We start from the raw sequence: 13,903 nt of genomic DNA on the forward strand, positions 1-13,903 counted from the left end.
AGTGTTCGACCGCAAGGGCGTGGGCTCAGTGGCCCATCCCGAGGCCGCCGTCGACCGGGATCACCGCGCCGGTGACGTAGGCCGCGGCGTCGGAGGCCAGCCACTCCACGGTGCCCGCGACCTCCTCCGCGGCGGCGAACCGGGCCAGCGGGATCTGGCCGAAGATCTCCTTCTTCCGCTCCTCGGACAGCGCGTCGGTCATGTCCGTGGTGACGAAGCCCGGCGCCACCACGTTGGCCGTGATGCTGCGCGAACCGAGCTCGCGGGCGATCGAGCGGGCCAGGCCCACCAGGCCCGCCTTGCTCGCCGCGTAGTTGGCCTGCCCGGCCCCGCCGGAGAGCCCGACCACCGACGAGATGAAGATCATCCGGCCGCGGCGGAGGCGCAGCATGCTGCTCGCCGCGCGCTTGGCCACCCGGAAGGAACCGGCCAGGTTGGCGTCGATGACCCGGCCGAACTGGTCCTCGCTCATCCGCAGCAGCAGCGTGTCGTCGGTGATGCCCGCGTTGGCCACCAGCACCTCGACCCGCCCGTGCGCGGCCTCGACCTCATCGAAAGCCGCGGCCACCTGATCCGGGTCGGTGACGTCGCACTGGACGCCGAACAGCCCCTCCGGGGCGCCCGAGCCGCGGTGCGTGACCGCGACCTTGTCCCCGGCGGCCTGGAAGGCCTTCGCGATGGCCAACCCGATGCCGCGGTTGCCGCCGGTCACCAGAACGGACCGTGCCACTGTGGATCTCCCCTCGAACAATGCCGCAAGATTCGTTTCAGCCGCGACATTATCCGCTCGCCGCCCACGGCCGCTCATCGCCTCCATACAGAAATAACTGCACCATGTCGTGGTCCCCCTACAGCGACGGGACAAGGCACACTGCGCTAGGGAAAGGTCGAGGCCCCGGTTTGTGTAGCGGTGCGAGTGGCGGCCCCCCTGCGGGAGTTGCAGACGCCGTCTGGACTCCGGGGTCCCCGACTTGTGTATGACCACCGGCCCGATCGCAACCCGGGAGGCGCTTGCATGGCAACCTCAGCCGACGTCCTCGCCGCCGAACTGCGCGGCGAGCTCTCCGGCCCCGCTCGCTTCGACCCCGGCACCCGCGCGATGTACTCCACCGACGCCTCCAACTACCGCCAGGTGCCGGTCGGTGTCGTATTCCCGCGCACCGAGGACGACGTGGCCGCGGCGGTCTCCGTCGCGCGGCGGCACGGCGTGCCGGTCACCGGACGCGGCGCGGGCACCAGCATCGCCGGCAACGCCGTCGGCCCCGGCCTGGTGGTCGACTTCTCCCGGCACCTCAACCGGATCCTGGACGTCGACCCCGAGCGCGGGCTGGCCCGCGTGCAGCCGGGCGTCGTGCTGGATTCACTGCGCGCGGCCGTCGCCGGTCACGGCCTCACCTTCGGGCCGGACCCGTCCACGCACAGCCGCTGCACGCTCGGCGGCATGATCGGCAACAACGCGTGTGGCACGCACTCGGTGGCCTGGGGCAAGACCGTCGACAACGTGCACTCGCTGGACGTGCTGCTCGCCGACGGCACCCGCCTGCAGGTCGGCGAGACCACGCCGGCCGAGCTCGACCGGTTGTGCTCGCGCGGCGACCGGACCGGGCGGCTCTACCAGGAGCTGCGGGCGCTGTGCGACGACACCGGCGACCTGGTCCGGCGCTCGTTCCCGGACCTCACCCGGCGGGTGTCCGGCTACAACCTGGACCAGCTGCTGCCGGAGAACGGGTTCCACCTGGCCAGGGCGCTGGTCGGCACCGAGGGCAGTTGCGCCGTGGTGCTGGGCGCGACGGTCCAGCTGGTGCCCTCCCCGGCGGTCCGGGCGATGACGGTGCTCGGCTTCCCCGACACCTACGCCGCCGCCGACGAAGTGCCCCGGCTGCGCGGGCTGGACGCCCTAGCGATCGAGGGGCTCAGCGCGGAACTCGTCGACGTCGTGCGCCGGCGCAACCCGGCCTCCCCAGCGCTGCCGCTGCTGCCCGGCGGGCGCAGCTGGCTGCTGGTCGAATCCGGTGGCGCCGATCAGGGCGAGGCCGAGGCGGCGGCGCGGCGCATCGCGGCGGCGATGGGCGAGCGCGCGGAGAGCGTGATCCACACCGCTCCGGCGCGGATGGCGGCGCTGTGGAAGATCCGCGAGGAGGGTTCCGGGTACTCGACGCGGATGGCCGGCTCCGAGCGGTGGTCCGGCTGGGAGGACGCCGCGGTGCCGCCCGAGCGGCTGGGCTCCTACGTGCGGGAATTCGACGCGCTGCTGGCCTCCTACGGCCGCCGCGGGGTGACCTACGGCCACTACGGGGACGGCTGCATCCACGTCCGCATCGACTTCGACCTGCTGTCCTCGCCCGGCGCGACCGAGTACCGGGACTTCCTGGAGGCCGCCGCGGACCTGGTCGTCGCCCACGGCGGCTCGGTCTCCGGGGAGCACGGCGACGGCCGGGCCCGGTCCGCGCTGCTGGCCCGGATGTACCCGCCCGAGGTGATCAAGGCGTTCGAGCGGTTCAAGGCCGCCTTCGACCCGGACGACCTGCTCAACCCGGGCCAGATCGTGCGCCCGCGCCCGGTCGACGCCGACCTGCGGCTGCTGGTGGCCCCGCCCCGGCTGCCCGGCCGGACCGAGCTGGCACTGCACGCCGACGGCGGCGATCTCGCCGCCGCGACCCGCCGCTGCGTCGGGATGGGCAAGTGCCTGAACACCACAGGCGGGGTGATGTGCCCGAGCTACCGCGCGACGCGGGAGGAGAAGCACTCCACCCGTGGTAGGGCGCACCTGCTTTTCGAGATGCTGGCCGGCCGCGTCATCCGCAGCGGCTGGCGCTCGCCGGAGGTCCGGGACGCGCTGGACCTGTGCCTGTCGTGCAAGGGCTGCAAGTCGGACTGCCCGGTGGATGTCGACATGGCGACCTACAAGGCCGAGTTCCTGCACCACCACTACCGGCACCGCATCCGCCCGGCCGCGCACTACTCGATGGGTTTCCTGCCGTTGTGGCTGGCTGTCGGGCACCGCGCGCCCCGGCTGGCCAACCGGGTGCTGACCGGCCCGCTGGCACCCGCGATCAAGCGGCTCGGCGGGATCGACGGGCGGCGCGAAGTGCCGCAGCTGGCCGCGCAGACACTACAGGCGTGGTGGTCCGGGCGGCGCACGATCCCCGATCTCACCACTCGCGTAGTGCTGTTCCCGGACACCTTCACCAACCACTTCGACCCGCATATCGGCCGGGACGCCGTCGTGGCGCTCGAAACGCTCGGCCACGCCGTGGAAATGCCGCGCGAACCGGTCTGCTGTGGACTCACCTGGCATTCGACCGGGCAGCTGCGCATCGCCCGCGCGGTCACCCGCCGCACCGCCCGCCTACTGCGCCCGCAGCTGGACCGCGGCCTGCCGGTGGTCGGCCTCGAACCTAGCTGCACGGCGTTCCTGCGCAACGATGCGCTCGAACTCGCGCCGCACGACCCGGACGTCGCCGCGCTGGCCGCCGCGACCAAGACCTTCGCCGAGCAGGTCGAGCCGACCCGCGCGCGGTGGCAGCGGGAGTCCGGGCCGGACGCGCTGGTGCAGGTCCACTGCCACCAGCACGCCGAACTCGGCTTCGCCGCCGATCAGGCCACATTGGACGCCACCGGAACCCGCGCGCGGGTGCTGGACTCCGGCTGCTGCGGCCTGGCCGGCAACTTCGGCTTCGAACGCGGCCACTACGACGTGTCGGTCGCCTGCGCCGAACAGGTCCTGCTCCCGGCCGTGCGGGCGGCCGAGCCGGGCACCGAGATCGTGGCCGACGGCTTCAGCTGCCGGACCCAGCTCCGCCAGACCACCGACGCCGAACCCGTCCACCTCGCCAGCCTCGTCGCCCGCGCACTCGGCGTCCCGTGACCGGGGGTGGCGAATGCGACACACTCGTCGGGGAATGCGCGGACGGCCACGCCGCGTTGCCCCGGTACGCCCGCAACCGCCCAGGAGGAAAAGCAGATGGCAACGGTCGAACTGACCACCGACAACTTCGACGAGGTCGTCTCCGGCAACGAGTTCGTGATCATCGACTTCTGGGCCGACTGGTGCGGCCCGTGCAAGATGTTCGCGCCGGTCTTCGAGCGCAGCGCCGAGAAGCACGACGACATCGTCTTCGCCAAGGTGGACACCGAGGCCCAGCCGCAACTCGCCGGGGCCTTCGAAGTCCGCTCCATCCCGACGCTGGCGATCGTCCGCGACAACGTCCTGGTCTTCCAGCAGCCCGGCGCCCTGCCGGAGAACGTCTTCGAAGACCTCATCCGCCAGGCCCGCGAGCTCGACATGGAAGAGGTCCGTAACAGCGCGAAGGAATGACCAGCATTCGTTGGGCGCGTCTTGCGTGGCGGTGCGGGTGGCGGCCCCCCCTGCGGGAGTTGCTGTCGCCTTCTCGCTGTGGGATCCCCGACATCATGAATGACCAGCTAGAAGCCCGGTTCGAAGGCCTCCCCGACCGCGGTGTGCAGCACGCCCGGCAGCGCGCTGATCTCCTCGACCAGCGCGGCTGCCGGCACCTTCCCACGCAGCCGCAGCGCGACCATCACCGTCCGCTGTCGCTCGTCGTCGGTGTCCTCGCGCTCGACCTCCAGGTCCATCACCGTCCACCCGCGGCTGGTGCACAGCGTCAGCACGCTCCGCAGCACGCCGTACCCGTCGAGGTAGCCGACGCGCAGCACCTGCGGCTCCCGCAACGACTTGCGCATCAACCGCAGCAACCGCGGATAGCCCATCGCCACGAGGAAGTGCACCGCCGTCGCCGCCGCGGCCAGCAGCACCAGTCCGCTGCCGCAGGCCATGCCGATCGCGGCGACCAGCCACACCGTGGCCGCGGTCGTCAGGCCGCGCACCGCGTCCCGGCGCACGAAGATCAACCCGCCGCCGATGAACCCGATGCCCGAGACGACCTGCGCCGCCACCCGCGACGGGTCGAACGAGACCCTGTCGAACGCCAGCAGATCGCCGAAGCCGTACTTGGACACCAGCACGAACAGCGCGGCCCCGACGCCGACCAGGGCGTGCGTGCGCAGCCCGGCGCTCTTGGCCCGGACCTCGCGCTCCAGCCCGACCAGGCTGGACAGCAGCAACGCAGTGCCCAACTCGACGAGCAGCGGAACCTCGCCCAACCCGGCTACTACCGCTCCAGACACCCCTGGAACGTAACGCACCGGCGCCGCGCGGTCACGATCAGCTCGCCCGCCGCGGCCGCCGGGCCAGGTAGGCCACCGCGGGCGGCAGGTTGCGCCAGACCGTCCGGCTGATCACCGTCTCCTCGAACTCGGCCCGCAGGTCCGCGAGCTGCCGTCGAGCCGGCGGGGCCCACCTAGTCCAGGTGTAGGCGAACTGCGTGTACGCGCCGCCGGGTGCCAGCGACTCGGCGACCAGCCGGATCAGCGGCACCCCGGCCACCGGCGCGTGCGCCACCCACGGCAGCCCGCTGACCACGACGTCGGCCCGCAAACCTCGCTCGCGCAGCAACTCCGGCAGCTCCCGGGCGTTCGCGCACACCGATTCCACCGCCGGGTACCCCTCCCCCAGCTCCGCCGCCCACCGCGGGTTGAGCTCCAGCGCCAGGTGCCGCCCGCGGCCGCCCAGGCGGCGCTGGATCGCCTCGGTGAACGCGCCGGTCCCCGGCCCCAGCTCGACGACCACCGGGTCGCCCGAGTGCGGGACCGGCGCGACCATCTGCTCGGCCAGCGACCGGGAGCTGGGACCGACCGCAGCGGTCGTGGTCGGCGATTTGACGAACTCCCACAGAAAACCCGCTGCCTGGCCCACCGGCGCTCCCGTCACTAAGGCAACCTGCGGCCGGCGAACATCGACACCCCGGCCGCGATGATCGCGGAGAGCGTACCCAGCACCAGCCACGGCTTGCTGGCGTCTGTGTGCTTGGTCTCGTAGCCGATCTGCTCGCCGAGCGTCGCGTACACCTCGCGCAGCTGCTCCGCGCTGGCGGCCTTGTGGAACTCGCCGCCGGAGAGCCGGGCGATCTCCTGCATCGCGTCGTCGTCGACCTCGACCCACTCCTGCTCGCCCTGGATCTCGATGCTGCCGTGCTTGGTGCCGAACGAGATCGTGGAGATCGGGATGCCGGCCTGCTTGGCCTCCTTGGCCTTCGTGTAGGCGCCGCGCGGAGCGTCCAGGTCGCGCGGGATGGTCTGCCCGCCGTCGGCCATCAGCACGATCCGCGCCGGCGGTGCCCCGGCCGGGCCGCCGACCATCTTGCCGAACGAGTCGATCGCCTGCATCGAGGCGTTGATCCCGTCGCCGGTGGCCGTCGCCTCCGCCAGCTTCAGGCTGTCGATGGCCTGCTTGACGCTGGCCCGGTCCGTCGTCGGCATCACCAGCACCGTCGCGGTGCCCGCGAAGGACACCAGCCCGAGGTTGATACCCGGCGTCAGCTTGTCGGCGAACTCCTTCGCCGCGACCTTCGCGGCCTCCAGCCGGCTGGGCTCGACGTCGGTGGCCTTCATCGACAGCGACACGTCGATGGTGAGCATCACGGTGGCCCGGTTGCGCGGGATCCGCTGCTCGGCGGTCGGGCCGGTCAGCGCCACCGTCAGCATGATCAGCGCCACTCCCAGCAGCGCCGGCGGCACGTGCTTCCACCAGCCCTGCCGCTTCGAGGCGACCTGGTCGAGCACCTCCAGGTTGCTGAACCGCAGCGTGTCCCGGCGGCGGCGCCGCAGCGCCCACACGTAGCCGACGATCAGCGCCGCGACCACCAACAACAGCAGGAACCACCACGGCGTGGCGAATCCCGACAAACTCAACATCAAGCAGCTCCTCCGGACCAACCCCGCTTGCGCGCAACGACGAATCGCACCACGTCGGCGATCCAGTCCGAATCCGTGCGCAGCGCCAGGTGCGCGCACCCGGCGCGCCGCAGCACGGCGGCGACCTCATCGCGGTGCGCCGCCGCCGCGGCGGCGAATTCCTTGCGCAGCACCGGGGTGGTGTGCACTTCGCGCCGCTTCCCCGTTTCCGGGTCCGACAGCAGCACGGTGCCGACATCGGGCAGTTCCAGATCGCGCGGATCCAGCACCTCGATCGCCAGCAGTGAATGGCGGGCCCCCAGACCGCGCAGCGCGCGTTGCCAGTCCGTCGGGCCCAGGAAGTCCGAGATCACCACCGCGAGCCCGCGCCGCCGAGGCGGCCGGCGCAGCGACTCCAGCAGCTTCGCGAGATCACCGCGGGTGCCTTCCGCCGCGCGCGGCGTCTCGGCCACCTTCTTCAGCAATGCCCGCGCGTACGCGGCGCCGCCGCGCGCCGGCAGCCGGACCTGGCCGGTGCCGTTGTCCACCACCGCACCGATCCGGTTGCCGCCGCCGCTGGTCAGGAACATCACCGCGGCCAGCGCCGCGACGGCCAGCTCCCGCTTGTCGCTGGCCGCCGAGCCGAAGTCCAGGCTCGGCGAGAGGTCCATCGCCACCCAGGTCTCCAGCTCGCGGTCGGCCACCGTCTGCCGGATGTGCGGCTCGGCGGTGCGGGCGGTGACCGCCCAGTCCATCCGCCGCACGTCGTCGCCGGGCTGGTAGGCCCGGGCCTCGCCGGGCTCGGACCCCGGGCCTGGCACCAGCCCCAGGTGGTTGCCCTGCAACAGGCCGTCGAGGCGGCCGCGCACGCTCAGCTCCAGCGTCCGCAGCGAGACCTCCAGCCGGCCCGTGTCCAGGGCGGGCGGCGCCCACGGCGGGCGGCCGTCGCGGTCGGAATGGGATGTCGCCGACACCGCTGCGTCGCTCCTCACTGGTGCGGGTTCGGCCCGAGGTGCGGCTGCTGCTGCGCGTAGCCGACCGGGCCGACCGGGCCAGCCGGGCCCACCGGCGCGGGCGGACCTGCCTGCGGCCGCGCCGACACCTGCGGCAGCGGCACGGTCTGCAGGACCCGGCTGACGATGTGCTCGACCGGGATCCCGTCGGCCAGCGCGTCGTAGGACAGCACCAGGCGGTGCCGCAGCACGTCCGGCACCACGTCCACCACGTCCTGCGGCAGCACGTAGTCCCGGCCGCGGACCAGGGCCAGCGCCCGCGAGGCGGCGATGATGCCGAGGCTGGCGCGCGGCGATGCGCCGTAGGACACCCAGCCGGCGATGTCGGAGAGGCCGTGCTCGTTGGGCAGCCGGGTGGTCACGACCAGCCGCACGACGTAGTCGACCAGCGCGTGGTGCACGAACACGCCGGCGGCCACGTTCTGCAGGCGGATCAGCTCGTCGGGGTTGAGCACCGGGTTGGGTTCCGGCGCCGCCACACCCATCCGGTAGATGATCTCCCGCTCCTCCTCCGCCGAGGGGTACTCGACGGGCAGCTTGAACAGGAAGCGGTCCCGCTGCGCCTCCGGCAGCGGGTAGACGCCCTCGTTCTCGATCGGGTTCTGGGTGGCCAGCACGAGGAACGGGGCCGGCATCGGGAAGCTCTGGCCGCCGATGGAGACGTGCCGCTCGGCCATGACCTCCAGCAGCGCCGACTGGACCTTCGCGGGCGCGCGGTTGATCTCGTCGGCGAGCACGAAGTTCGCCAGCACCGGGCCCAGCTCGACGTCGAAGCGCTCGCTGCCCTGCCGGTAGATCCGGGTGCCGAGGATGTCGGCGGGCACCAGGTCGGGGGTGAACTGCAGGCGGGAGAACGAGCCGCCCACGACCCGCGCGAAGGTCTCCACGGCGAGCGTCTTGGCGACGCCGGGCACGCCTTCGAGCAGGATGTGGCCCTTGGCCAGCAGCCCGGTCAGCACCCGCTCCACGAGCCGGTCCTGGCCGACGATCACCCGCTTGACCTCGAAGACGGTGCGCTCCAGCAGCTGCGCGTCCCGCGCCGGGGTGCTCACCTGGTCCGCCGGGCGCGCCGCCGCGGCTCCGGCGCCCCCGCTCTCACCGTTGCCGGCCTCGGTCACTTCTCCCAGCCTCCTGTCGTCGATGCGGCCGTTCGTGGCCGATCAAGATCCTGACACGCGCCGATCGCAGGCTCGCGCGGGGGCAATGCCCCACGCACACCCAACCGCACGCGCGGTGTGACCGCTGTTAAGCGGCTGATTTCACTCTTCACTGAAGCTATAGACACAACAAGCATGTGTTGCTTCCCGGGGTGAGCCGCTCGGTTCTTCAGGTTTCGCGGGCCCGGCGGAGATCCTCCGGGGTGTCCACATCGGAGGCTTCCGCCCCGGATGCGGGAATCAGCAGCGGCGCCAACGGCGCGAAGGCGGAGCGGATCGAGCCGTTGCGCGCCTCCCCCGGCATCGCCTCCCGGAGCGCGGCGGTCCGCCACACCCCCACCAGCCACTGCGGTTCGCCCGCGTCGTCGGCCAGCACCGCGCCAGGAGCTCCGGGATCGGCGAGCAGCGCTTCCAGCAGACGCGAGATCGTCACCGGCTCCAGGTGTGGATGATCTCCGGCGAGCACCGCGACCAGCCGCGCCGACGCCGGCAACTTCCGCAGCCCGGCGTGCACGCCCGCCAACGGGCCGCCGCCAGGCGGCTCCTCCAAGGTCCACTCGACCGCCCTGGCCGTCTCCCGTTGCGGGCCGACCACGATCACCGGATCCGCCGCCGCCACGGCGTCGAGGGTGCGATCCAGCAACGACCGGCCACCGACCGGCAGCAAGACCTTGTCCACGCCGCCGAGCCGACGCGCCCGACCGCCAGCCAGCACGAGTGCCGCGAATTCCACCGCCACGCCGCGCAATGCTCCCAGCCGACCGGAACCCGCGGCCAACCGGACCGCGGGTTCCGGCTCTCGGGGCTAGCCCGCCACGAGCTGGGCGAGGCGGTCCCAAGCCGGGGACGAGGCCCCGGGCTGGGTTTGCGCGGCCAGCCTCGCGATCGCCGCGTTGTGGACGGGGCGGGTCTCGGAGCGGCTGTGGTGGTCGGCGAACCAGTTCCGGGTGCGGTCCGCGAGATCGGGCAGGCGGGGATCGTCCGGCGACCAGTCGTAGGCGGCGTCGTGTTCGAGGTAGAGGGCGCGGAACCCGGGATCGGCGATGAGCTCGCGCTTCTCGGCGAGCCAGACGGCCATGTCCTCGGGCGAGGCCGTGTGCATGAGGATCCAGCCGTCGCGTTCCAGGTTCGCCTGGCGCTCGCTGACCCCGATCTCGCGCAACTCGTCGAGGTAGTCGGCGACTTCCGGGGAGACGAACAGCCGGTCGCCGCCGCGCAGCTGGGCGAGTTGTTCGCGTGCCCGCCGCAGCTGCGCGATGCGGTCTTCGAGGTTGTCGTCGATCTCGGCGATCGCCGCCGCGAGCGCGTCCGGATCGGCGTCGAGCAGGTCCTTGATGCGGGCCAGCGGCACACCCGCATCGGCCAGGGTCCTGATCTTGACCAGGTCGAGTGCGTCTTTGGCGGTGTAGCGCCGGTAGCCGGACGAATCCCGGTCGGGCTCGGCGAGCAGACCGCGCTCGTGGTAGTGCCGGATGGTCTTGGTGGTCACCCCGGCGTAGTCCGCGAGCCGGCCGATCGTGAGCATGTCCGAGATCCTCTCACCTGTCGATCGATCTGGAGGTCAGGCCCGGCGGGTCAGGCGGCCGCCGCCGTTGCGGAAGCGCGCCCGGCCGTCGCGGACGTCGTGGTAGGAGACGAGCAGCAGCCGCAGGTATCCGTCGAACGCCTCCAGCGGGTATCCGGCGGGTGCGAACAGGCCGGGCCGGATCGGCACGTAGCGCTGCGGCGGGGCGGAGGTCGCGCCGCCGGCGAACTCGGTGAAGATCCGCTCCTGCGATTCGTCGGCCGGCTCGTAGGTCGTCGTTTCCTCGAGCTCGCCGTCGACGACGCGGACGTCGATGCGGAGCTGGTTGGAGCGGTAGGTGCCCGCGTACGGGGTGAGGTCGACGTCCTGCTCCACCTCGGTGATCAGGGTCGGGACCGGCACGCCGAGGTGCTCGCCGAGGAGGCCCTGCAGGATCTGGTCCTGCAGCAGGATCGCCCCCGGGTTGTTGCCGAAAGCGGCGAAGACCAGGTCGTGCTCGGGCACGACGCACAGAATGGCCACCCCGCCGGGCGACGCGCCCGACATGGCGAGAACGGTCGTGTCGCCGAACGGGTACCGCACCCATCCCAGGCCCATCGGCGGGGTGTTCGGGGTTCCCATGTCGTGGGCGACCTGCTGCATCAGCTCTGTCGACTCGGCCGACAGGACGCGAGCGCCGGACGGGGCGACGCCGCCCGCGAGGTGGGTGCGGCCGAAGGCGAGCAGGTCGGCGACGGTGCCGATCGGCGTGCCACCGGCCGGCGCCCAGGTGTCCGGCAACGTGAACATGCCGGTGGGCTTGGCCGCCATGGTCTCGGGGTCCAGGAAGTGGCCGATGGCCGTGCTGCGCAGGATGGCGCGTTCGGCCGACGTGCTGGAGTCGCTCATGCCGACGGGCGCGTTGACCTCGCGCTCGAGCAGGTCCCCGAACGGTGTGCCGGTCACCACTTCCAGCAGGCGGCCCGCGACGATCATGCCGCCGTTGGAGTAGCTGAGCTGCTCGCCGGATTCGCCGCGGCCGCACGGTCTTCCCGGTGACCGGTCGACCCCAGGCGCCTCAGAGCATGCGGACCGCGTACGGGGCGATGCCGCCGTAGCGGACGGCGGTGACCCGGACCCGCGAGCCCGAGTACGGCGCCTCCACCATCTTTCCGTTGCCGAGGTAGAGCGCCACGTGGTGGATCCGGCCGCCGTCCTGCCAGAACAGCATGTCGCCGCGCTGCATCTGCGACACCGGCACCCGGCGGCCGGACTGGTACTGGTAGCCGCTGTAGTGGTCGAGGCTGACGCCGGCCCCGGCGAAGGCGTAGATCATCAGGCCCGAGCAGTCGAACCCGACCTTGGCGTAGTCGCCGTAGGAGTCCGCGACTCCCCCGTCCCGGATGCCCCGCGTCGGGCCGCGCGAAGTCCCGCCGCCCCACGCGTACTGCACACCCAGCTGGGACAGCGCCCGCCCGATGACCGCCTCGACCGACCGCCCGCTGGGCCGCGTCCCCGCACCCGACGACGGCGCGGTGACCACGGTGCTCGACGTGGCCTGCGCGGCCGCGGCGGCCTCCTCCTCGCGCTGCTTCGCAGCTTGCCAGCTCTCGTACCGGCCGCGCTGCGCTTCCAGGCCCGCCACGTGGGAGCGCGCCTCGGCGAGCTGCGCTTCCACGCCTGCCTTGTCGGACTCCAGCCGGCGCGCCTGCTCCGCCTGCGTCGCCTGCGCCGTGATGGCCGCCTGCTCCGCGGCTTCCGCGGCGCTGTGCGCCTGATCGGCGGCGAGGCGCTTCTCGTCCGCGTCCTGCAGGGCCGCCCTGGTCAGCGAGTCCTTGTTGACCTTCTCGATCCGGGCCCGTTCCAGGTCGTCCATGACGTCGAGCTGGGATTCGCTGATCGCGTCCAGGAAGACCGCCCGGTCGAGCACGTCCTGCGGGGTCTTCGAACCGATGAAGGCCGTGGCCGAGCCGATCGTGCTGCCCTGCCGGTAGCTGCTGGCCGCGAACTGGTCGAGCCGCTTGCGCTGTTCCTCGATCTGCCCGGCCGCGGCGTCGGCCTCGGCTCCCGCCGTCTCGGCGGCGCGGCGGGCGTCGTCGTAGGCGCGTTCGGCGCGGCCGAGGTCGACCCGCGCCTTGTTCGCGTCCTCCATCTTGAGCTCGACCTGGGCCTGCAGGCCAACCAGCTGCGACTCCGCATCGGCGAGCCGGTTGGCCAGCTCCCCCACCTGGTTCGCCGTGGTCTGCGCCGTCTCGCGGCCCGCGTTCATCTCAGCGTCGCTGGGGTTGGGCGGCGGGGGTGGCACCGCGAGGGCACTGCCGGACGCCGCCAGGCCGACTGCCGCCAGCAGCGTGATCGTGGCAATGCTCCGCGCGTGGAGCGCTCCTCGGGTTCGCGACACGACCGCCACCTCCAGCTGATGCGCCCGATTGGCGGTCAGCCAATGAGCCGAATGGAGTCACACGACAGCCACGAACTTTGCCACTCCTGTCCCGATTGCACCACTCGGCACGATCACGACACGTGCAACATCAGCCACACGTGTCCCATCGATGGAGGGATGTTCAGCCCCAGGTGCTGGGGTCGCCCCAGGTGCGCAGCGGATTCGGCGAGTCGACCAGCGGCGCCGCGACCAGCTCCGGCAGCACCTCGACCAGCGGTTCGCGCAGCACCGCCGACGCCACGTCGTCGTACGGGGTCGGCTCGGCGTTGCAGATGACCAGCGCCGCGCCCGCCTTGACGGCCAGCTCCACGAAGCCCGCCGCCGGGTACACCGTCAGCGAGGTGCCGGCCGCGACGAACAGGTCGCAGTTCAGCGTCGCGCGCTGGGCGCTGCGCAGGACGTCGGGATCCAGCGACTGTCCGAAGGAGACGGTCGCCGACTTGAGGATGCCACCGCAGGAACGGCACGGCGGGTCCGGCTCGCCGGCCGCCACCCGTTCCAGCGCGGCGCTCATCGGGCCCGTCGCGCCGCAGTCCAGGCACACCGTCCGGTAGATCGTGCCGTGCAGCTCCAGGACCCGGTCGCGGTCCAGGCCGGCGCGCTGGTGCAGCTCGTCGATGTTCTGCGTCAGCAGCGCGCCCAGCCGCCCGGAGCGGTCGAGGTCCACGAACGCGCGGTGGGCGGCGTTGGGCTCGGCGTGCCAGGCCGAGTGCTCGGCGCGGCTGCGCCAGGCCTCCTCGCGGACCTGCGGATCGGCGAGATAGGTGTCGATGTCGGTGAGCCGCTGGGCGGCGGGGTTCTTGGTCCACACGCCGTTGGGTCCGCGGAAGTCCGGGATCCCGGAGGCCGTCGACACCCCGGCGCCGGTGAGGGCGGTGATCCGGCGCGCGCGGCCGAACAGTTCGCGGGCGCGCTGCCAGTCCGCGCCGTCACCCGTGCCGTCGGCCGTGCCTCGCTGCATCACGACTCCACGGTGCCATGGACCGACCGGCCGAGGCGTGCTCGGGGACCGTTCCGCTGCTCACACCGCCTG

At 72.3% G+C, this 13,903-nt stretch carries 12 protein-coding genes and 1 pseudogene; 2 read left to right on the forward strand and 11 right to left on the reverse strand.

Annotated features, from left to right (window positions below; translation table 11 throughout):
- Positions 1-25: 25 nt before the first annotated feature.
- Entirely contained in the window at positions 26-730 is a 705-nt protein-coding gene (gene fabG, locus BLW84_RS21160; RefSeq protein WP_093267768.1) for a 3-oxoacyl-ACP reductase FabG, read from the reverse strand.
- A 285-nt stretch (positions 731-1,015) separates the two neighbouring features.
- Here fabG and BLW84_RS21165 point away from each other — a divergent pair, with 285 nt between their 5' ends.
- Complete coding sequence (locus BLW84_RS21165) at positions 1,016-3,868, forward strand: FAD-binding and (Fe-S)-binding domain-containing protein (RefSeq protein WP_093267769.1); 2,853 nt, start codon at positions 1,016-1,018, stop codon at positions 3,866-3,868.
- Positions 3,869-3,964: 96 nt separating this feature from the next.
- The gene (gene trxA, locus BLW84_RS21170; protein WP_093267771.1) at positions 3,965-4,318 is read left to right on the forward strand and encodes a thioredoxin; all 354 of its coding nucleotides are present in this window, start codon (positions 3,965-3,967) and stop codon (positions 4,316-4,318) included.
- Between the two features lie 107 nt (positions 4,319-4,425).
- Here the strand turns inward: trxA and BLW84_RS21175 are convergent, their stop codons facing one another.
- The 10 genes and pseudogenes from BLW84_RS21175 to BLW84_RS21220 form a co-directional block, all read right to left on the reverse strand.
- Positions 4,426-5,148 carry an MgtC/SapB family protein gene (locus BLW84_RS21175; RefSeq protein ID WP_093267773.1) on the reverse strand — a complete coding sequence of 241 codons (723 nt, stop codon included), beginning with the start codon at positions 5,146-5,148 and terminating at the stop codon, positions 4,426-4,428.
- Positions 5,149-5,185: 37 nt separating this feature from the next.
- Entirely contained in the window at positions 5,186-5,776 is a 591-nt protein-coding gene (locus BLW84_RS21180) for a class I SAM-dependent methyltransferase (RefSeq protein WP_093267870.1), read from the reverse strand.
- A 14-nt stretch (positions 5,777-5,790) separates the two neighbouring features.
- Positions 5,791-6,771, reverse strand: coding sequence for a VWA domain-containing protein (locus BLW84_RS21185; protein ID WP_177226617.1), 981 nt, complete (start codon positions 6,769-6,771; stop codon positions 5,791-5,793).
- A gap of 2 nt (positions 6,772-6,773) precedes the next feature.
- Positions 6,774-7,727, reverse strand: coding sequence for a DUF58 domain-containing protein (locus BLW84_RS21190; protein ID WP_093267776.1), 954 nt, complete (start codon positions 7,725-7,727; stop codon positions 6,774-6,776).
- Between the two features lie 14 nt (positions 7,728-7,741).
- On the reverse strand, positions 7,742-8,884 hold the full coding sequence (locus tag BLW84_RS21195) for an AAA family ATPase (RefSeq protein WP_093267777.1): 1,143 nt from the start codon (positions 8,882-8,884) through the stop codon (positions 7,742-7,744).
- Positions 8,885-9,092: 208 nt separating this feature from the next.
- Positions 9,093-9,662 (reverse strand): molybdenum cofactor guanylyltransferase, encoded by a 570-nt coding sequence (mobA, locus tag BLW84_RS21200; protein ID WP_093267779.1) that lies wholly within the window; start codon positions 9,660-9,662, stop codon positions 9,093-9,095.
- Positions 9,663-9,728: 66 nt separating this feature from the next.
- Positions 9,729-10,448 carry a MerR family transcriptional regulator gene (locus BLW84_RS21205; protein WP_093267780.1) on the reverse strand — a complete coding sequence of 240 codons (720 nt, stop codon included), beginning with the start codon at positions 10,446-10,448 and terminating at the stop codon, positions 9,729-9,731.
- A gap of 36 nt (positions 10,449-10,484) precedes the next feature.
- Positions 10,485-11,447: pseudogene (locus BLW84_RS21210) on the reverse strand (serine hydrolase domain-containing protein); the annotation flags it as partial.
- Positions 11,448-11,505: 58 nt separating this feature from the next.
- Entirely contained in the window at positions 11,506-12,828 is a 1,323-nt protein-coding gene (locus BLW84_RS21215) for an NlpC/P60 family protein (protein WP_245761284.1), read from the reverse strand.
- Between the two features lie 163 nt (positions 12,829-12,991).
- Entirely contained in the window at positions 12,992-13,831 is an 840-nt protein-coding gene (locus BLW84_RS21220; protein WP_177226609.1) for an SIR2 family NAD-dependent protein deacylase, read from the reverse strand.
- Positions 13,832-13,903 lie beyond the last annotated feature (72 nt).

This window comes from Saccharopolyspora shandongensis (assembly GCF_900106995.1).
GTDB classification, from domain to species: domain Bacteria; phylum Actinomycetota; class Actinomycetes; order Mycobacteriales; family Pseudonocardiaceae; genus Saccharopolyspora; species Saccharopolyspora shandongensis.

Coding starts and splice junctions, on each gene's coding strand:
- BLW84_RS21205 (WP_093267780.1), bottom strand. CDS start 10,448: ATGCTCACGATCGGCCGGCTCGCGGACTACGCCGGGGTGACCACCAAG.
- trxA (WP_093267771.1), top strand. CDS start 3,965: ATGGCAACGGTCGAACTGACCACCGACAACTTCGACGAGGTCGTCTCC.
- BLW84_RS21220 (WP_177226609.1), bottom strand. CDS start 13,831: ATGCAGCGAGGCACGGCCGACGGCACGGGTGACGGCGCGGACTGGCAG.
- BLW84_RS21165 (WP_093267769.1), top strand. CDS start 1,016: ATGGCAACCTCAGCCGACGTCCTCGCCGCCGAACTGCGCGGCGAGCTC.